Source organism: Glaciibacter superstes DSM 21135, assembly GCF_000421145.1.
GTDB classification, from domain to species: Bacteria; Actinomycetota; Actinomycetes; order Actinomycetales; family Microbacteriaceae; genus Cryobacterium; species Cryobacterium superstes.
The window spans coordinates 239,566-257,652 of sequence record NZ_ATWH01000005.1 but is presented as its reverse complement, the minus strand read 5'-3'; the positions used below and the strand labels follow the sequence as shown (position 1 = coordinate 257,652).

Annotated in this window: 13 protein-coding genes; 6 read left to right on the top strand and 7 right to left on the bottom strand. The window is 66.4% G+C overall.

The window, feature by feature from the left end:
• Positions 1–40: 40 nt before the first annotated feature.
• Positions 41–1,432, bottom strand: coding sequence for a class I SAM-dependent RNA methyltransferase (locus tag K323_RS0108770; protein ID WP_022884910.1), 1,392 nt, complete (start codon positions 1,430–1,432; stop codon positions 41–43).
• 53 nt (positions 1,433–1,485) lie between these two features.
• Between K323_RS0108770 and K323_RS0108765 the strand changes: the two genes are divergently transcribed.
• Complete coding sequence (locus K323_RS0108765) at positions 1,486–2,172, top strand: Maf family protein (RefSeq protein ID WP_022884909.1); 687 nt, start codon at positions 1,486–1,488, stop codon at positions 2,170–2,172.
• A gap of 131 nt (positions 2,173–2,303) precedes the next feature.
• Positions 2,304–4,091 carry an acetyl/propionyl/methylcrotonyl-CoA carboxylase subunit alpha gene (locus tag K323_RS0108760; RefSeq protein WP_022884908.1) on the top strand — a complete coding sequence of 596 codons (1,788 nt, stop codon included), beginning with the start codon at positions 2,304–2,306 and terminating at the stop codon, positions 4,089–4,091.
• Positions 4,092–4,201: 110 nt separating this feature from the next.
• Here K323_RS0108760 and K323_RS0108755 read toward each other — a convergent pair whose 3' ends face one another.
• On the bottom strand, positions 4,202–4,969 hold the full coding sequence (locus tag K323_RS0108755; RefSeq protein ID WP_026851434.1) for a TetR/AcrR family transcriptional regulator: 768 nt from the start codon (positions 4,967–4,969) through the stop codon (positions 4,202–4,204).
• A gap of 82 nt (positions 4,970–5,051) precedes the next feature.
• Between K323_RS0108755 and K323_RS0108750 the strand changes: the two genes are divergently transcribed.
• A complete protein-coding gene (locus K323_RS0108750) occupies positions 5,052–6,095 on the top strand; it encodes a daunorubicin/doxorubicin resistance ABC transporter ATP-binding protein DrrA (RefSeq protein ID WP_022884906.1) in 1,044 nt (347 codons plus the stop codon).
• The gene (locus tag K323_RS0108745) at positions 6,092–6,910 is read left to right on the top strand and encodes an ABC transporter permease (RefSeq protein ID WP_022884905.1); all 819 of its coding nucleotides are present in this window, start codon (positions 6,092–6,094) and stop codon (positions 6,908–6,910) included. The genes K323_RS0108750 and K323_RS0108745 overlap by 4 nt, the downstream gene beginning before the upstream one ends.
• Before the next feature lie 124 nt (positions 6,911–7,034).
• Here K323_RS0108745 and K323_RS0108740 read toward each other — a convergent pair whose 3' ends face one another.
• The gene (locus K323_RS0108740; RefSeq protein WP_022884904.1) at positions 7,035–8,471 is read right to left on the bottom strand and encodes an NAD(P)H-quinone dehydrogenase; all 1,437 of its coding nucleotides are present in this window, start codon (positions 8,469–8,471) and stop codon (positions 7,035–7,037) included.
• 285 nt (positions 8,472–8,756) lie between these two features.
• Between K323_RS0108740 and K323_RS0108735 the strand changes: the two genes are divergently transcribed.
• Together K323_RS0108735 and K323_RS0108730 are read left to right on the top strand one after the other, a co-directional pair.
• The gene (locus K323_RS0108735; RefSeq protein ID WP_022884903.1) at positions 8,757–9,590 is read left to right on the top strand and encodes a purine-nucleoside phosphorylase; all 834 of its coding nucleotides are present in this window, start codon (positions 8,757–8,759) and stop codon (positions 9,588–9,590) included.
• Positions 9,587–11,350, top strand: coding sequence for a phospho-sugar mutase (locus K323_RS0108730; protein WP_022884902.1), 1,764 nt, complete (start codon positions 9,587–9,589; stop codon positions 11,348–11,350). Before K323_RS0108735 ends, K323_RS0108730 begins: the two co-directional genes overlap by 4 nt.
• Positions 11,351–11,521: 171 nt before the next feature.
• On the opposite strand, the gene K323_RS0108725 is transcribed toward K323_RS0108730, so the two are convergent.
• The 4 genes from K323_RS0108725 to K323_RS0108710 all read right to left on the bottom strand — a co-directional run bounded on the left by K323_RS0108725 (position 11,522) and on the right by K323_RS0108710 (position 17,983).
• A complete protein-coding gene (locus tag K323_RS0108725) occupies positions 11,522–14,761 on the bottom strand; it encodes a glycoside hydrolase family 2 TIM barrel-domain containing protein (RefSeq protein ID WP_022884901.1) in 3,240 nt (1,079 codons plus the stop codon).
• Positions 14,758–15,606, bottom strand: coding sequence for a carbohydrate ABC transporter permease (locus K323_RS0108720; protein ID WP_245570957.1), 849 nt, complete (start codon positions 15,604–15,606; stop codon positions 14,758–14,760). The genes K323_RS0108725 and K323_RS0108720 overlap by 4 nt, the downstream gene beginning before the upstream one ends.
• 80 nt (positions 15,607–15,686) lie before the next feature.
• On the bottom strand, positions 15,687–16,655 hold the full coding sequence (locus K323_RS0108715) for a carbohydrate ABC transporter permease (protein ID WP_022884899.1): 969 nt from the start codon (positions 16,653–16,655) through the stop codon (positions 15,687–15,689).
• Entirely contained in the window at positions 16,652–17,983 is a 1,332-nt protein-coding gene (locus K323_RS0108710) for an ABC transporter substrate-binding protein (protein WP_022884898.1), read from the bottom strand. The genes K323_RS0108715 and K323_RS0108710 overlap by 4 nt, the downstream gene beginning before the upstream one ends.
• Between the last annotated feature and the right edge of the window lie 104 nt (positions 17,984–18,087).

Below are 18,087 nucleotides of genomic sequence, written 5' to 3'. Positions count from 1 at the left end.
CGGCAGGATTCTTTCGTTTCGTCGTCGTTGCCAACGATAGCTACTTCGTCAACAGTGCGACGGCTTCGACGTGATGAGTATTGGGAAAGAGATCAAAAGCCCGCAGCGACTTCAGCCCGTAGCCGTGCGCCGACAGCAGCGCGACATCCCGAGCCAGGGCCACCGGGTCGCAGGCGACGTAGACGATCTGACCGGGCGCGAGCTTGCCGAGCTGATCGACCACCGCCCCACCGACACCGGAGCGAGGCGGGTCAAGTATCACCGTTGCGGCGGCGTACCGATCGCGATCGGCCGCCCCGGCATCCCGCACCGCGCGTTGCAGGAATCGGTCGACGCGGTCGGTCTGGGCCGTTGCGCCCACCCACTCTGCGAGGTTCTCCGACGCGTCGTCGGTGGCGCGGGCATCGGCCTCGACCGACGTGATTCGCACGGTCGATCCGAATCGGTCGCCGACGGCCGCGGCCAGGAGCCCCACTCCCCCGTAGAGGTCGAGGTTCGCGGCGCGGGGATCGAACAAGTTCTCGTCGATGGCCTCCTGCACGGCTGCGTACAGGGTCTCGGCCGCTCGGGAGTGCACCTGCCAGAATCCGCCGGCGTCGAGGCGGAATGCACGGTCACCGACCCGTTCGGTGATCCGGCGCGGTGGCAGCGGCCTCCGCTTGCCTTTGCCGTCTTTCTCGGCCACGAGCACCTGCACGTCGCCCTCGCCAGGCAAGACCACGTCGACGGATGCTGCGCCAGGGAAGCGGGTACCCAGCGGCGCCGCCGCCTCCACCTGGCGTTCGGCCAGCGGCAGATCGTCGATGGGGATGACGCGGTGCGACCGGGCAGCATACGGACCGACCGAGCCGTCGTCGGCGACCTGAAGACGGATGCGGGTGCGCCAGCCGGTTCCATCCAAGGCATCGCCCGGTGACGCGTTCTCGCCGACCGGCACCGGCTCGACCTGGACATCCGTTTCGATGCCGGCCATGCGTTTCATCGCATCAGCCAGGACCTGGCGCTTGAGTTCACGCTGGTGGGAGAGCTCGATGTGACCGAATTCGGCGCCGCCCGCGCGGTCCTCTGGGGCACGTTCGAGCGCTGCGGCCGACCAGATGTGCGGCTGGCGCTCCGGAGCGGCCTTGAGCACCTCGACCGTCTCGGCGCGCCAGAAGCTCTTGTGGCTGGCCTCGGTGAGGCGAGCGCGCACGCGTTCGCCCGGCAGGGTGTCGCTGACGAAAACGACCCTGCCCTTGTGCCTGGCGACGAAGATTCCGCCGTGGGCTACGTTGGTCACGTCGAGTTCGAGTTCGGTGCCCGGCTGGGGCCCGGCTGGCCGGGTTCCGGCCTGCTGGGGTTCTGCTGACTGCGGCTCTGCCTGCTGGGGCTCTGTTGACTGGGGTTCTGCTGGATTGTCTTGCGGTGCTGAGTTCTGCTCGTTCGTGCCCATTGTTCGAGCATCCCACACCCACGCGTCACGCCGGATACCTTCTGAAGGGAAACATGCGCCTCTACCTGGCTTCTACCTCACCCGCCCGCCTCACTCTGCTCCGTTCGGCCGGCATCGAGCCGGTGACGATCGCTCCGGATGTCGACGAGAGCGCCATTGCGGATGCCGCGGCGGCAGCATCCGGTGCCCCACTCACTCCTCATCAGGTGGTGGAGCTGCTGGCCAGGGCGAAGGCGGATGCGGTGGTGAGCGGCGCCGTCGCCGGTGGGACCGATGTCTCAACGACCGGAACTGACGCCACTCCCCTCGACGGACTGGTGCTCGGCGGCGACTCGGTGTTTGTCATCGACGGTGTCATCTACGGCAAGCCGCACACCGCCCAGAAAGCCAGGGAACGCTGGCACCTGCAGCGCGGACGCACCGGGCAGCTCTACTCAGGACACTGGCTGATCGAGCACGTCGGCGGGCAGCCAGGTCGTTCGGTCGGAGCCGTTGCCGTGGCCGACGTCACCTTCGCCGACGACATCACTGATGCCGAACTCAACGCCTACATCGCCACGGGCGAACCGCTGTACGTGGCCGGAGCGTTCACCATCGACAGCCTCGGCGGGCCCTTCATCACGCGCATCGTGGGCGATCCGTCGACCGTCGTCGGACTCTCGCTGCCGACCCTGCGCCGCCTGGTGACCGGGCTGGGATACGCGTGGCCGAGCCTCTGGAACCGCGGCGCCGTCGCCTGAGGCACCCGCGGCATCTGTCATCTGCCGCCTCTCCTGACGACCGGAGTTGTAGGCATTCGCACCGCTTGCTCACTCTATTTTGTCGATCGCATCCAAAGAGCACGGGGTATCGGCCAATAGGCTAGGGGACTGTGCCGCGTATATCGAAGGTCCTCATTGCCAACCGGGGCGAGATCGCTGTCCGGGTGATCCGCGCTGCAAAAGACAGCGGAATCACCTCGGTCGCCATCTACGCCGATCAGGACCGCGACGCCCTGCACGCCAGGCTCGCCGACGAGTCCTACGGGCTTGACGGCACCACCAGCGCCGACACCTACCTGGTCATCGACAAGATCCTGTCGATCGCCCGCCGCGCCGGCGCAGACGCGATTCACCCCGGCTATGGCTTCCTCGCCGAGAACGCAGACTTCGCCCGTGCCGTCATCGGCGCAGGGCTCACCTGGATCGGCCCGACGCCCGCGGCGATCGAACAGCTCGGCGACAAGGTCTCAGCCCGCCACATCGCAGAGAAGGTCGGCGCGCCGATGGCGCCCGGCACCCTCAACCCGGTGACGGATGCCGCTGAAGTACTCGAATTCGTCGACCAGCATGGTCTTCCCGTCGCGATCAAGGCGGCGTTCGGCGGTGGCGGCCGCGGGCTCAAGGTCGCTCGCACTCGCGAGGAGATTCCCGAACTGTTCGACTCCGCGACGCGAGAGGCGATCACCGCCTTCGGTCGCGGAGAGTGCTTCGTCGAGAAGTACCTCGACGCCCCCCGCCACGTTGAGACCCAGTGCCTCGCCGACGCCCACGGCAATGTCGTCGTCATCTCGACCCGCGACTGCTCGCTGCAGCGCCGTCACCAGAAGCTGGTCGAAGAGGCACCGGCGCCTTTTTTGACCGAGGCGCAGACGGCCGAGCTGTATCGCGCTTCGAAGGCCATCCTCAAGGAGGTCGGCTACCTGGGAGCCGGCACCTGCGAGTTTCTGATCGGCAAAGACGGAACGGTCTCCTTCCTCGAGGTCAACACCCGACTGCAGGTCGAGCACACTGTGTCTGAGGAAGTCACCGGCATCGACCTGGTGCGCGAGCAGTTCCGCGTCGCAGAGGGCGGCGTGCTCGACTACGGCGACCCGATCGCCAAGGGGCACTCGTTCGAGTTCCGCATCAACGGTGAAGACGCCGGCCGCGGCTTCATCCCCTCGCCCGGCCCCGTACACGTGTTCCGTCCGCCCGGCGGCCCCGGCGTGCGTGTCGACACGGGTGTGCAGGCCGGCGATGAGATCTCCGGTTCGTTCGACTCGCTGCTGGCGAAGCTGATCGTCACCGGAGCCACACGAGAGGAAGCGCTTGAGCGCTCCCGTCGTGCCCTCGACGAATTCGAGGTGGCGGGCCTGCCGACGGTGCTGCCGTTCCACCGCCGAATCGTGCGCGACCCCGCGTTCGCCCCGGCCGACGGAGCGCCGTTCTCGGTCTTCACGCGCTGGATCGAAACGGAATTCGACAACGGCATCGAGCCATGGAGCGGAACTCAAACCGAGACGAGCGCACCGGCCAAGCGCAACAGTGTCGTCGTCGAGGTGGAGGGGCGCCGCATCGAGGTCACCCTTCCTGCTCGGCTGCTTCCCGGAGCTTCGTCTGAAAGCACGGCCGGGCCGGCTCCGCGCCGTCGCGGTAACGGTGGCGCTGTTGACACCGCGACAGGGGATGCGGTGAAGGCTCCGATGCAGGCCACGATCGTCAAACTCGCCGTGGCCGAGGGCGACGTGGTCGTCAAGGGAGATCTGCTGCTGGTGCTCGAAGCGATGAAGATGGAGCAGCCGCTGACGGCTCACAAAGACGGCGTCGTCACAAACGTGGCAGCCTCGGTCGGCGCAACCGTGTCATCCGGTCACCTGCTGCTGACCGTCGCCGACGTTGTCGCCGCGCACGCCGCCTGAGCGACGCCGTCTGCCGAGCACAGGCATCCGTTTGCCCCTCGCCGAACCGTGACCTAAGCACGTTCCCAGCGCGATTTTGGGTGCTCAGCTCACGGCTCGGCGACGGTTCTTCACGCGCGGGAGGCGATGAGCAACTCCACCCCGTCGAGCACGCGAGCCAGCCCGAACTCGAAGGCCAGGTCGGGGTTCGCCGGTGCCTCGTACGCCTCGCCCGCCGCGGCGCCGACGCGTCCTGACACCGGGTACCGGCTGCCGTCCATCACCCGTTCGAGCACAGGGGCATTGGCCTCCCACCACTCCGCGTCGGTGACGCCGGAGTCGTTCCGCATCCGCTCGGCATCTGCGGCGGCGCGCGCGGGCCCGGCCACGAACCCCGACACCAGTGTGACCACCTGGTCCATCTCGATGTCGTCGAGGCCGATTCCCTCCACCGCCCGCAACTGCCACTCGTACCGGTCAGACACGTGCGGCCCGAGCGGCGGGCGACTGGTGTCGATCTGCAACAGCCACGGATGCGCACGGTACAGCTCCCATTGCAATCGTGCGATGTATTCCAATCGGCTCCGTACGTCGCCGGGGTGTTCGGGTAGCTCCTGCTCCCCCGCTGTCGTATCCACCATCAGGTCCACCAACTCGGCTTTACCTGGGACGTAGGTGTACAGCGACATCACACCGAGTCCGAGCCGCTCGGCGACCCTGCGCATCGACAGGGCCTCGAGGCCTTCCTCGTCGGCGAGGGCGATTGCCACGGAAACCACCTCGTCGACACTGGTCTTCTGCTTCGGACCGCGCGTGGATTGCGGCTCATCGAGATGGTGACGCCAGAGCAACATGAGCGAGCGATCCGCATCACCACGCCCAGTGGATTCGGTAACCATGCCCACTAGCCTACTTTCTCCGTATGGTGTACGCTAATCTCTCGCGAGTACTCCGTAGTCTGTACGGAGTAGAAGGAGGAACGTGCCAACCGTCCACTCACCCCATCAATCACTCACCTATTCGCTCATCGCGAGCGGGCTCCAGAAGAGCTACGGAGACACCCACGCGCTCGACGGCTTCGACCTGCGCGTCGCGGCCGGCAGCATCCACGGCCTGCTCGGCCCGAACGGCGCAGGAAAGAGCACGGCCGTCAGCGCGCTGTGCACCTTGATCGACGTCGACGACGGCAGCGCGACGGTTGCCGGTCTCGACATCCGGTCATCGGGCAAGCAGGTGCGCGAACGGATCGGCCTGGTCGGCCAGGCCGCAGCCCTCGACGACATCCTCGGCGGGCGCCAGAACCTGGTCATGTTCGGGCGGCTGTTCGGCCTGCGCAGTTCGGCGGCGCGCGCCCGTGCAGACGAACTACTCCACCAGTTCGGGTTGACGGATGCCGCTGAGCGGCCGGTCTCCACCTACTCCGGTGGCATGCGGCGGCGCCTCGACATCGCGGCGAGCCTCATTCGCACCCCCGCGGTGCTGTTTCTCGACGAGCCGACGACCGGCCTCGACCCGCGCGGTCGCAACGAGGTCTGGCGGGCGGTGCGGCAGATCGCCGAATCGGGCACCACCGTGCTGCTCACCACGCAGCACCTCGATGAGGCCGACCAGCTCGCCGACCGCATCTCGGTGATGAACCACGGTCGCGTGATCGCGGAGGGCACCCCCAAACAACTAAAACGCAGGCTCGGCGGCGGCCGAATCGAGGTGATGCTCGAAGACGGCACCCGCCTCACGGAGGCGGCACGGCTTCTCGGCGAGGCACTCGGCACCACGGCAGTTGTCGACGATTACTCTCGCACCGTCACGCTCGAGGTGCCGCCCGGCGGGACAGGGCTCATGTCCGTCGTGCGAGTGCTCGACGGCGCCGCTCTGACCGCAGACGACATTGCGCTCCGACGCCCGACCCTGGACGAAGTATTCCTGGCGCTGACAGATATGCCGCCAGCGGCATCCGTCGCCGACAGCTCACCTGACAGCGCCGACCGCACGGCCGAAAGCGCCGACAACAAGGAGACCCCATGACGACCACTCAGGACGTGGAACCCGAACTCCGCCGCTCGAACGCCCTGCGCGAGAGCTGGATCATCACCCAGCGCGACCTGCTGCACTGGGTGCGGCAGCCAGCCGGACCGATCTTTAACCTGCTGTTCTCGATCATGCTGCTGCTGATGTTCGGCTTCTTGTTCGGCGGTGCGATCGAGGTGCCGGGCGGCGGCGACTACATCAGCTTCCTGCTGCCAGGCATGCTGACGCTCGCGATGCTTTTCGGGCTGGAGAGCACAATGCTGGCAATGACGACGGATGCCGCAAAGGGCATCACAAACCGTTTCCGTTCGATGCCGATCAGCAGTTCGGCGATCGTGCTGGGGCGCAGCGGCGCCGATATGGCCAGTTCGGTGCTCGGGCTGGCCGTGCTCTTCGGCGGCGGACTACTCATCGGCTGGCAGATCTCTGGTGAGGTCGGTGCTGTGGTACTCGCGGTGTTCCTGTTGCTCTGGCTGCGGTTCGCACTGTTGTGGGTGGGGATCTTCCTCGGGCTGCGTTTCCGCGGGGCGGGTGCGACTGCGGCCATCCAGGTGCTGGTGTGGCCGGTCGGGTTCCTCTCGAACCTGTTTGTCGCACCAGAGACGATGCCGGGGTGGCTCGGTGCGGTGGCCGAGTGGAATCCGATCTCAGCGACAGCGACCGCGGCCAGGGAGCTGTTCGGCAACCCGACGGGTTCGATGGGAGGCATTCTCGCGGACAACGCGGTGCTTATGGCGGCCCTCTGGCCACTGGTGATCACACTGGTGTTCCTGCCGCTGTCGGCGCGGGCGTACCGGAAGCTGCGCGCCTAACGGCCGGCGGCGTCACGCGGGCGCCGTACCGCGCGACAGTTACCATTCCGGTCGAGAGTGCCCGTTCCGCCAGTAACTCTCGACCGGAAAGGTAACTCTCGGATCGGGCGGATGCTGCGAGCTGCTAGAGCACCACGTGCATCGCGCGGGCGGCATCCGAGATGGAGCCGGTGAGCGACGGGTACACCGTGAACGCCCGCGCCACCTGGTCGACGGTGAGCCGGTGCTCAACGGCGAGCGCGAGCGGGAAGATCAGCTCGCTGGCCTTCGGTGCCACGATCACTCCACCGATCACCGTGCCGCTGCCGGTGCGGGCGAACAGTTTCACGAAGCCGTCCTTGATGCCCATCATCTTGGCGCGGGGGTTCTGCTCGAGCGGCATCTTGTAGATGTCGCCCTGGGCAATGCCCTCTTCGATCTGCTTCTGAGACCAACCGACCGTGGCGATCTCGGGCTGGGTGAAGATGTTGGCCGCCACGTTGCGGATCTCGATCGGGTTCACGGCGTCGCCGGTGGCGTGGAAGACGGCGGTGCGCCCCGACATCGAGGCGACGGATGCCAGCGGCAGCTCCGTCGTGCAATCCCCCGCCGCGTAGACATTCGGCATCGACGTGCGGGCCACGCGGTTCACCCGGATGTGGCCGGACTCCGTCAACTGCACCCCAGCATCCTCGAGCCCGATACCGGCGGTGTTCGGCACCGAGCCGACGGCCATCAGGCAGTGGCTGCCCTCGACGGTGCGGCCGTCGTTGAGGGTGGCGAGCACACCGGTCTCGGTGCGCACCACGGAGTCTGCCCTGGATTTCGACAGCACCTCCATGCCGTTGCGTTTGAAGACATCTTCGATCACGCGGGCCGCGTCTGCGTCTTCCCCCGGCAGCACCTGGTCACGGCTGGAGATCAGGGTGACCTCCGCACCGAGTGCGCGATAGGCGGAGGCGAACTCAGCCCCGGTAACACCGGACCCGACGACGATCAGGTGCTTCGGCACGGCCTTGAGGTTGTAGAGCTGGGTCCAGGTGAGGATGCGCTCACCGTCGGGAACGGCGGAAGGGAGGATGCGCGGGCTCGCTCCGACCGACACCACGATCGTGTCGGCGTCGACCCTATCGAAATCGGTGGCGGAGGGTTCTTCTGAGGTTGCCACGATCAGGCCGTTGGTGCCATCGAGGCGCCCGTGTCCATGGATCAGGCGCACGCCGGCCCGGATGAGCGAGGCCTTGATGTCTTCAGACTGCTGCCTGGCGAGGCCGAGCAGTCGTTTGTTGACGGCGGCGAGGTTGATCGCGACCTCTGGGCGAACCGGCTTGCCCGCGGCACCGCGCACATAGAACTGCACTCCGAGGTCGGTTGCCTCGCCGATCGAGTTCGATGCCTCGGCCGTCGCGATGAGCGACTTCGACGGAACGACATCTGTGAGTACGGCCGAACCACCGACGCCGACGCGCTCAACGAGGGTCACGTCAGCACCCTGCTGGGCTCCGGCTATGGCGGCTTCGTACCCGCCTGGGCCTCCGCCGAGTATGGCAATGCGCTGCTTGCGTTCGAACTCGTAGGCCATTGCTCTATTCTCTCCCACCGGCGTGACCCCCACAAACACGTTTGTGCCGCCGACGCTGACGCCGTAACTGGCCCGCTGCAGCTGGCCGCCCCGTGCAACAGCGTCGAGAATCGCCCTCCGAGCCCACAATCGCCGCTCCTGCGGCGACGCTCGGCATCACCGGCGATTCTCGACGCAGGAACAGCGCGCGGGCGCGCAGGGCGCGGCATCCGTCGCCTGTTGCTCATTCGAGCACTGAACGCGCAATATCTCCGTCGATCTCCGCGGACAAATTAGAGTGGAGGGATGCTCACGACCGACACCAACCCGCTGGACGCACCAGGCACCGACCCGTTCGAGATCGCCCGTACCGCCGCCGCCGAAATCGCCGAGTTCACCGGCGTCGCCCACCACGATGTCGCCCTCACCCTGGGCAGCGGATGGGGCAAGGCCGCTGACCTCATCGGCGAAACCACCCACACCATCCCCGCGCAGGACATCACCGGTTTCAGCGCCCCGGCGCTGGAGGGACACGTCGGCACACTGCGTTCCGTGCTCACGCCAGACGGCAAGCGCGCCCTGGTCATCGGGGCACGCACCCATTACTACGAGGGCCACGGCGTTCGCCGGGTGGTACACAGCGTGCGCACCGCTGCGGCGACCGGGGCGAAGACGATGATCCTCACCAACGGCGCGGGCGGCATCAAAGAACACTGGACTCCCGGCACCCCCGTGCTGATCAGCGACCACATCAACCTCACCGCGGATTCCCCGCTAGAAGGCGCAACCTTCATCGACCTCACCGACCTGTACTCGAAACGACTGCGCGACCTGGCCAGAACGATCGATTCCTCGCTCGATGATGGTGTGTACTGCCAGTTCCGCGGGCCGCACTACGAGACCCCGGCCGAGGTGCAGATGGCGAAGACCATCGGCGGAGACATCGTCGGCATGTCGACGGCGCTCGAGGCGATTGCCGCCCGTCAGGCGGGCATGGAGATTCTCGGGCTCTCGCTCATCACCAACCTCGCAGCGGGCATCCAGAAGACGCCGCTCAGCCACCAGGAGGTCATCGAAGCCGGCCGCGAGGCCGAGCCGGTGATCAGCGCGCTGCTCGCCCGCATCGTGGAGGCACTGTGAACGACGAGACACGCACCAACGACCCGGTGATCGACCAGGCCAGGGCCTGGCTTGCCCAGGACCCAGACCCGGTCACCCGCGCAGAGCTCACCGAGCTGACGGATGCCGCGGTGCGCGGCGACGAGGCCGCCATCGCTGATCTTCACGACCGTTTCGACACCCGGCTGGAGTTCGGCACCGCCGGACTCCGTGGAGAGATCGCGGCCGGCCCGAACCGTATGAACCGCGTGCTGGTGACACAGGCGGCCGCCGGGCTCTCCGCGTTCCTTCTCGAACGCGCCGGTAGCGACAGAGACGGCGAGACGCCCTCCATTGTGATCGGCTACGACGGCCGCACGAACTCCGATGTCTTCGCCAGAGACACCGCCGAGATCGCCGCGGGCGCCGGGCTGCGGGCCATCCTCCTCCCCCGTCTACTGCCGACCCCCGTGCTGGCCTTCGCCGTGCGCTACTTCAACGCCAGCGCGGGCGTGATGGTCACCGCCTCGCACAACCCGCCGCGTGACAACGGCTACAAGGTCTACCTCGGCGGAGCAGATGACGGCTCGCAGATCGTGCCGCCGGTCGACTCCGAGATCGCCGCCCACATCCTCACAGCCGCAGCCGGCGACATCACGAACCTGCCGCGATCGGATGCCTGGATCACCGCAGGCGAAGACGTGGTCGACGCGTACATCGCCGCGACGGCCTCACTCGCAGCTGAGCCCGCCACCGAGAAGCCCGCCACCGATGAGCCCGCCGCGGGCAGTGCCGTTGAGTCGACCCCGGCCTCCGAACTCACCGTCGTGTACACCGCGATGCACGGCGTCGGCTGGGAGACGGCTTCGCGGGTCTTCGCGGCCGCCGGCTTTCCAGAGCCGCACGTCGTCGCCGCACAGATCGAGCCAGACGCCGCCTTCCCCACCGTCGCCTTCCCGAATCCGGAAGAGCCTGGCGCCATGGACCTCTCCTTCGAGACCGCGCGTGCGGTCGACGCTGATCTGGTGATCGCCAATGATCCGGATGCCGACAGGCTGGCGATTGCCATCCCCGATCCGGGCGATGCCGCTGGTTACCGCCGGCTCAGCGGCAACGAGGTCGGCGCGTTGCTCGGCTGGATGGTCGGCGAGGAAGCCCACCGTCGGGGCGAACACGGCACGCTCGCCGTCTCTCTGGTGTCTTCGCCCGCTTTGGCGGCCGTCGCATCCGCTTACGACCTCGACTTCGCGGAGACGCTCACCGGTTTCAAGTGGATTTCCCGTGCCCCGAACCTGATCTTCGGCTTCGAGGAGGCGCTGGGCTACCTGGTGAACCCGGAGACCGTCGGAGACAAGGACGGCATCTCGGCGGCGACGCTGTTCCTCGCGCTCGCCACCCGGTTGCAGGCTGACGACCTCACGGTCGCCGATCGGCTCGACCAGTTCACGCAGCGGTTCGGGCACTACGCATCCGGGCAGATCTCGGTGCGGGTCTCTGACGTGTCAAAGATCGCCGAGGTGATGGCGCGCCTGCGGAAGTCGCCGCCGGAGCGAATCGGGTCGGCTGCGGTGGAGTCGATCGACGACCTGGCCGGCGGCTTCGACGGACTGCCGCCGAGTGACGTGCTGAGGATTCGGCTGGAGGGCGCCTCGCGCATCATCGTGAGGCCGAGCGGCACGGAGCCCAAATTGAAGGTGTATCTCGACACATTCAGCGCAGAGGGCTCGGTCGCCGAGCGGAAAACCGCGGCAGAGGCCGAGCTGGCCGAGCTCGACGCGGCGATGCGCGAGCTCGTCGGCTAGTCATCTCCCGAGCGTTCGTGAGGGGTCACAAATAGTCGTTTCCCGGGCCTCGGGAAGAGCGATTTGTGACCCCTCACGCGGCATTGGCCGAGTCAAAGGATTGCCGAGCGCTGGGTTTCGGCCGTGGCGGGCCTGGTCAACCAACGCTGGTCAACCAACGAGAGGGCTGCCCTACTCAGCCGAGATGCGGAACACCAGCGTGCGCGCTTCCGGCCGCAGCTGGTAGTCGGGCCACACATCCGGGCCGCACGCCCGCGATCCCAATCCGTGTTGCGCCGCATCGAGATAGAGGTACGAGGCATCGCTCTGCGGCAACTCAAACGGATGCCCGGCCGAAGCCAGCTGCTGCGCCGTGTGCCGTGCGAGGGTGAACCCCGGGAGCCGGCCGCGAGCATCCGCCACCGCATCCAGCCGCAGCCATGGCTCGCCATCCTGCGCGAGTGACAGCGAACGCACGTCGCTGCGGTGCCCGTTCTCCTGCGGCTTCGCGTAATCCACCGCGAGGTCATCGATCGACGCCTCGTAGCGGCCGACAAGCGATGCATGCCTGCTGTCTGGATACGACGGCAGCGGACCCGCTCCAAACCATGACGCCCCATCGACAGCGGCAGGCAGGTCGAAGCGCACGCCGACACGGGGCCAGATGATGCCCCACTCCGACGTCGGAATGACGTCGAGCCTCAGCCACAGCTCTCCGTTGACAAGCTGCCACGACTCGTCCACCTGGACCGCATTGCTGCTGTCAGCCGGCGCATAGCGCGTTCGCACCCGAATACCGTCGGTCACCGCTGAGACCGTCTCGACTCGAGCGGTCAGCCGGTCGAGGCCGGCATGCCGCCAGACGTCGACCGAGGAGGGAGCTTCAACCCCGTTGCCGTTGTTCAGCCACGGATCGCCCAGGTCGTACGAGCCCCGCCCCGCCCCGTAGTCGTTGTCGGTCGGAGCGCGCCAGAGTTCGAGACGCGGGCCGGCGACGGATGCCGCGCCCAGCGACACGAGTCGACCGTCGACGAATTCTGCCAGCCCGAGCGTCGTGCGACCCTGGGCAGGCTGCGCCGCGATGCGGTCAACGGATGCCGTGGGCCGCGGTGGACGCAGGCCGTCAGGTGGCCCGCTCGTGAGGTCGGTCTGTGCCGCCACGAGCACGTGACCCGATTCCGCCCACGCGGTATCATCCCGGAGCACAGCCTCGAGTGTGAGCCACACCTCCCTCGCGGCAGGTGCACCATCCAACTGCGCAGCATCCGTCACCGCGACATCCGTCACCGCGGCATCCGTCACCGCGGCATCCGTCACCGACGCCGGCAGCGACACCCGGGCGGTCTCACCCGCGGCGAGCGCACCGCCCGCCGCGCCGACAACGGCAAGTTCGCCCGAACGGGCCCGCCTGCCATCCACCTCGACGCGCCAGCGGAACACCACATCGGATGCATCAGCCGTGTGCCGGAGGTTCGACACCGTGACAACGCGCCCAGCGCCAGCACCAGCACCAGCACCAGCGAACCGAAGCCGAATCGGCGACACGATCTGCTTGTACTCCCACAGCCCCGGCGACGGCGTGCCGTCGGAGAGCACCATGCCGTCCATCACGAAGTTGCCATCGTGCAGAACCTCACCGAAGTCACCGCCGTATGCGAAGAATTCGCTCCCGTCGTCGGCAACGGAGCGGATGCCGTGATCCCTCCACTCCCAGACGAATCCGCCGTGCAGCCGCGGGTAGCGGTCGACGAGGTCTTCGTACTGGTCGATCGCACCGGGTCCGTTGCCCATGGCGTGCACGTACTCGCACAGGATGAACGGCTTCGTCCGCTGCCGCGCAGACTCCGCTGTCGAGCATCCGAGCAACTCCGAACGGGAGTCGTCTCTGCCGATCGCGTCTGTCTCCGGAACCGACGAGTACATCCGCGAGTACACGTCGGTGTACGCGCCGGAATAGTCGCCCTCGTAGTGCACCGGCCGGGTGTCGCGGGCGTGCGCCCACGCCGCCATGGCCGCCAGGTTCGCGCCCGTGCCCGACTCGTTGCCGAGCGACCACATCACGATGGACGGGTGGTTCTTGTCGCGCTCGATGGTGCGCTCGATTCGGTCGACGTACGCCTCGCGCCAGGCGACATCGTCGCTCGGGTTACCGATCCAGTTGTTCGCGGAGAATCCGTGCGTCTCGAGGTCGCACTCGAGAATCACCCAAAACCCCAGCTCATCGGCCAGGTCGAGAAGGCGCGGATGCGGCGGATAGTGGCTCGTGCGAATCGCATTCACGTTGAACCGCTTCATGAGTGCGAGGTCTTCGCGGGCGAAGTCCTCATCGAACACGCGCCCGTGGTCTGGATGCGTCTCGTGCCGGTTCATCCCATGGAACACCACCCGTCTGCCGTTCACCAGGAACTGGTCACCGACGATCTCCACAGAGCGAAAACCGAGCCGCATCGACACGGTCTCTGCCGCGCTCGACACCTCAGCGTCGTAGAGTCGCGGCTCTTCAGCTGACCAGGGCAGGGCGCCGTCGATTAAGACGGGTGCAACATCGGATGCCGCGGCCCACGTCACCTCGATTCCGAGCTCTGGCACCGTGAGCGACACCGGGAACGCGGCATCCGTCGCCGTGATCTCCGGGTCGATTGTGCCGGCCCCCGCGGCGCCAGGCACTCCGGCGTCACCCGAGAACCCGGTGCGCAGCCACACGTCGTCGAGGCCGCCGACCGGGCGCGCCTGCAGCGTCACATCGCGGAAGATGCCCGGCATCCACCACTGGTCCTGGTCTTCGAGATAGCTGGAGGCCGACCACTGGTGCACGCGCACCACGAGGAGATTCGGGCGGCCCGCACGCAGCGCTGAGCTCACATCGAACTCCTGCGCCAGGCGGCTGCCGACGCCCACTCCGATCAAGGCGCCGTTGACCCACACGCGATACCGCGACTCGACCCCGTCGAATCGCAGAACAACGGATGCGGCATCAGACCATTCGGCGGGCAGCTCGAAGCGCCGCCGGTAGTCGCCCGTCGGATTCTCGTCTGGCACGTTCGGCTGGTCGGTCGGAAACGGATATTGCACGTTCGTGTAGATGGGCCGCCCGTAACGGCCGTCGCCCTGCAGCACCCAGTGCGACGGCACAACCATCTCGTCCCACGCGGTGTCGTCGAATGACTCGGCAGCGACATCTTCGGCCGCCTCATCATCAGGGAGCACCCCGCGCCCGCCGGGTGTTCCCGGCGCCCCGGCCAGCAGCCTGAAGCGCCAGTCGCCGTTCAGCGACAGCGTCGGGGCATCGGAGTGCAGCCACGAGCGGGCTGGCACTCGGCGCCCGGAACTTGGGCCGCGATCAGTGATGTAGTCGGCGCTGCTGTAATCGGCGCTGCCGGCGCTGTTCGTGAGCTCAGACAGCGGTCGAACAGATGTGGGGAGCGTGGTCATGCCTTGACGGATCCTTCGGTCAGCCCACCGCGCCAGAAGCGCTGCAGGACAATCATTGCGATGCCGAGCGGGATGACTGAGAGCAGTACCCCGCCGGTGGTGAGTTCGTAGAATTCGGGCAGCCGGTCGACCTGGCTGAGCCAGTTGTTGAGGCCGAGGGTGATCGGGAACAGTTCGGTGTCGCTCAGCATCACGAGCGGCAGGAAGTAGTTGTTCCAGATGCCGACGAGCTGGAACAGGAACACCGTCACCAGTGCAGGCGTCAGAATGCGCAGGCCAAGCGTGTGGAAGATACGTAGCTCGCTCGCCCCATCGATTCTGGCGGCCTCCATGAGTGAGTTGTCGACGGTTGCCTGCGCGTAGATCCGGCAGAGAAACAGTCCGAACGGCGAGACGAGCGACGGTAGCAGCACGCTCCAGTAGGTGTTCGCGAGGCCCATCTGGCTGAACAACAGGAAGAGAGGCAGAGCGGTCGCCGTCCCGGGCACCAGCACGCCGCCGAGGATCGTGCCGAACACGAAGTTACGACCCTTGAAGTCGTACTTGGCGAGTGCGTACCCGCCCGCCGCGGCGAAGTAGGTGGCGATGACGCCGCCGACTCCGGCGTAGAGCAGCGAGTTGAGGAACCAGCGCACGAAGACTCCGCCGTCGTAGCTCAACACCTGCGACAGGTTCTCCCACAGCGAGAACGTCGGCGCGAACCAGAACCCGTATGTCGAGAAGAGATCCTCTGTCGACTTGGTCGACGCGACGAACACCCAGTAAACGGGAACCAGGAAGTACAGTGCCACGATCGCGAGGATCGCCGTCACGATGATGGTCGACGAGCGGCGCTTGCCGGCCATGCGATCAGAGCGGCGGGTGCTCTTCGTTTGACGTGCGGATCGCTCCGTTTCGGCATCCGCTCTCTGCGCTGTTGTGGCGGTCATGCGGACTTCCTGTTCGTCAGTTTGAGGAAGATGAAGGAGAGTGCGAACGCGACAACAGCGATGAGCACGGCTTGGGCCGCCGCGACGTTGTAGTCGTTGTAGGCGAACGCCGTGGTGTATGCGCTGAGGTTCGGCGTGTACTGACTGTCGATCGCCGGTGCCACTTTCATCAGCACTTGCGCCTCGGCGAAGAGCTGAAGCGTTCCGATGATCGAAAAGACCGTGGTCAGCACGAGCGCGGGGCGAATCAACGGCAGCTGGATGCTGCGCACGACGCGCCAGGTCGACGCGCCGTCGACGCGAGCCGCCTCATACAGTTCGACGGGGATCGACTTGAGCTGCGCGACGATGATGAGCATGTTGTACCCGGTGTAGCTCCACACCACAATGTTGGCGATCGACCAGAGCACGCTGCCGGCGCCGAGGAAGTCGGGTTCGAGCCCGACGAGCGCGGCGACGTCGAACAGTGGGCTGAGGCCGGGAACGTAGAGGAACGACCACAGGATCGTGGCGATGACACCAGGAACGCCGTACGGCAGGAAGTAGGCGGCGCGGAAGAACCCTGGCCACCTGGCGCTCGCCGACTCCAGCATGAGGGCGAGCACAGTGGCCAGGACGATCATGATCGGTACCTGCACGACACCGAAGAGAAGCATCCGCCCGATCGATGCGATGAAGTTGCCGTCGGCGAGCGCAAGTGCGTAGTTATCGAACCAGGCGAACTCGCTCGTGACGCCTTCTTCGCCGAAGAGGCCGCTTCGCCTCACCGATGTGAAGCTCGAGCCGATCGCCACGATGATCGGCAGAATGAAGGTCAGCACAAAGAGCGCGAGGAATGGTGCAAGGAGCATCCACGGGGCCCTGGCGGCGCCGCGCGTGCGTCGGGCTCTGGCGGGCTTTCCTGTGCGCAGCTCGGTGGGTTGTTGGCGCTCGGCGGTGCCGGTGGCGACTGGCGTCGTTGTCATGCCGTCTCCTTACGGATGCTGAGGCCCTTGTTGGTGAAAACCGAGATGATCTGCTTCTCGGCTGCGGCAACGGCGTCGACGAGCGTTCCGCCCGAAGCCTTCTTACGGAAGCCGTCGCTCAGAATGTTGAACGACTGCTGGGTGACCGGCCACCACGACCATTCGGAGTTCTGTTGCTGCGTGGCCGGGACGAAGACCTCTTCGTTGTAGTTCTGGCCGCTGAAGAACTCGGATGGCTGCTGGCGCTGGGTACCGATGAAGTCGCGGGCCGGCGACCAGCCGATGCCGCTGTTTTCGATCATCGCGTCGATGCCCTCTTTCGAGGTTGTCATCCACACGGCGAAGTCCAGTGCTTCCTTTGGGTGCTTGCTGTTGGCGAGCACCGCCGCCGTGGAACCACCTTGATAGCTCGAGCCGTAGCCACCGTTTCCCCACGTCGGCATCGGCGCGGCCATCCACTTGCCCTCGCCTCCCGCAACGCCCTCAATGAGCGCGTCGCCCCAGCTGGCCGTGACGCAGGAGGCGATCTGCCCTGAGGATGCGGCCGCGAACCAGGCCGGGGAGTAGTTGCCGTATCCGGTCTGCACGAGGTCGTCATCGATCGCCTTGTCGAAGAATCGCGCCACTTGGAGTGTGGCGTCGTCTGTCATGTTGATAACCCAGCCGTCTTTCTCGGCGCGAAACCAGCTGGCGCCGGCCTGGGTGGCGTATGCCGCAAAGGACGAGGCATCAGCGAGGCTGAACGTGTCCAGGTAGACATCCTTCGCCCGCATCTCTGCGGCAACGACCGCCCAGTCGTCCCACGTGGCCGGCGATTCGGTGCCGAGCACGTCTGGCTGGTAGAACATCGCCATCGGGCCGGAGTCCTGCGGAATTCCGTACACACCGTCGACGTAGCTGACCTGCTTCCACAGTGTCTCGTCGTAGAGGTGTGCGTGCTCGTCTGCCCCGTACCGCGACAGGTCGACAAGCCCGTTGACAAGCATGAACTCGGGGATGGTGCGCATCTCCACCTGTGCGAGGTCTGGTCCGCCACCCGATGCCAGAGCCGAATACAGCTTCTGATATCCACCCTCGTTGCCCCCAGGAATCCAGACCGCTTCTACCTGCACGTTCGGGTTCTTCGCGTTCCAGATGTCGGCGACGTTCTGCAGGTCTTTCAACCATGACCAGTAGGTGAGGGTGATCTTCTCGCCGGATGCTGCGGCGGCGATTGCCGGGGCGGAATTGACCGAGGTGGTTCCGGGGGTCGCGCATCCGGCGAGCAACCCGACGGCTGCGGCGCTGAAGCCTGCGCTCAGGAGTTGGCGTCGTGTGAGTGGAGTCATGTGCCTTTCACTTCGTTGTGTGTTGGCCGATGATGCTGCGAGAGCCTCATCGCTCTGTTCATCGCGGTTCACCCCCCATTCAGGGGTGCGACGCGCGAATGGGT

Excerpts from the sequence above, each read along its gene's own strand:
- K323_RS0108770 (WP_022884910.1), bottom strand. The coding sequence starts at position 1,432 with ATGGGCACGAACGAGCAGAACTCAGCACCGCAAGACAATCCAGCAGAA.
- K323_RS0108765 (WP_022884909.1), top strand. The coding sequence starts at position 1,486 with ATGCGCCTCTACCTGGCTTCTACCTCACCCGCCCGCCTCACTCTGCTC.
- K323_RS0108755 (WP_026851434.1), bottom strand. The coding sequence starts at position 4,969 with ATGGTTACCGAATCCACTGGGCGTGGTGATGCGGATCGCTCGCTCATG.
- K323_RS0108745 (WP_022884905.1), top strand. The coding sequence starts at position 6,092 with ATGACGACCACTCAGGACGTGGAACCCGAACTCCGCCGCTCGAACGCC.
- K323_RS0108740 (WP_022884904.1), bottom strand. The coding sequence starts at position 8,471 with ATGGCCTACGAGTTCGAACGCAAGCAGCGCATTGCCATACTCGGCGGA.
- K323_RS0108735 (WP_022884903.1), top strand. The coding sequence starts at position 8,757 with ATGCTCACGACCGACACCAACCCGCTGGACGCACCAGGCACCGACCCG.
- K323_RS0108725 (WP_022884901.1), bottom strand. The coding sequence starts at position 14,761 with ATGACCACGCTCCCCACATCTGTTCGACCGCTGTCTGAGCTCACGAAC.
- K323_RS0108720 (WP_245570957.1), bottom strand. The coding sequence starts at position 15,606 with ATGGCCGGCAAGCGCCGCTCGTCGACCATCATCGTGACGGCGATCCTC.
- K323_RS0108715 (WP_022884899.1), bottom strand. The coding sequence starts at position 16,655 with ATGACAACGACGCCAGTCGCCACCGGCACCGCCGAGCGCCAACAACCC.
- K323_RS0108710 (WP_022884898.1), bottom strand. The coding sequence starts at position 17,983 with ATGACTCCACTCACACGACGCCAACTCCTGAGCGCAGGCTTCAGCGCC.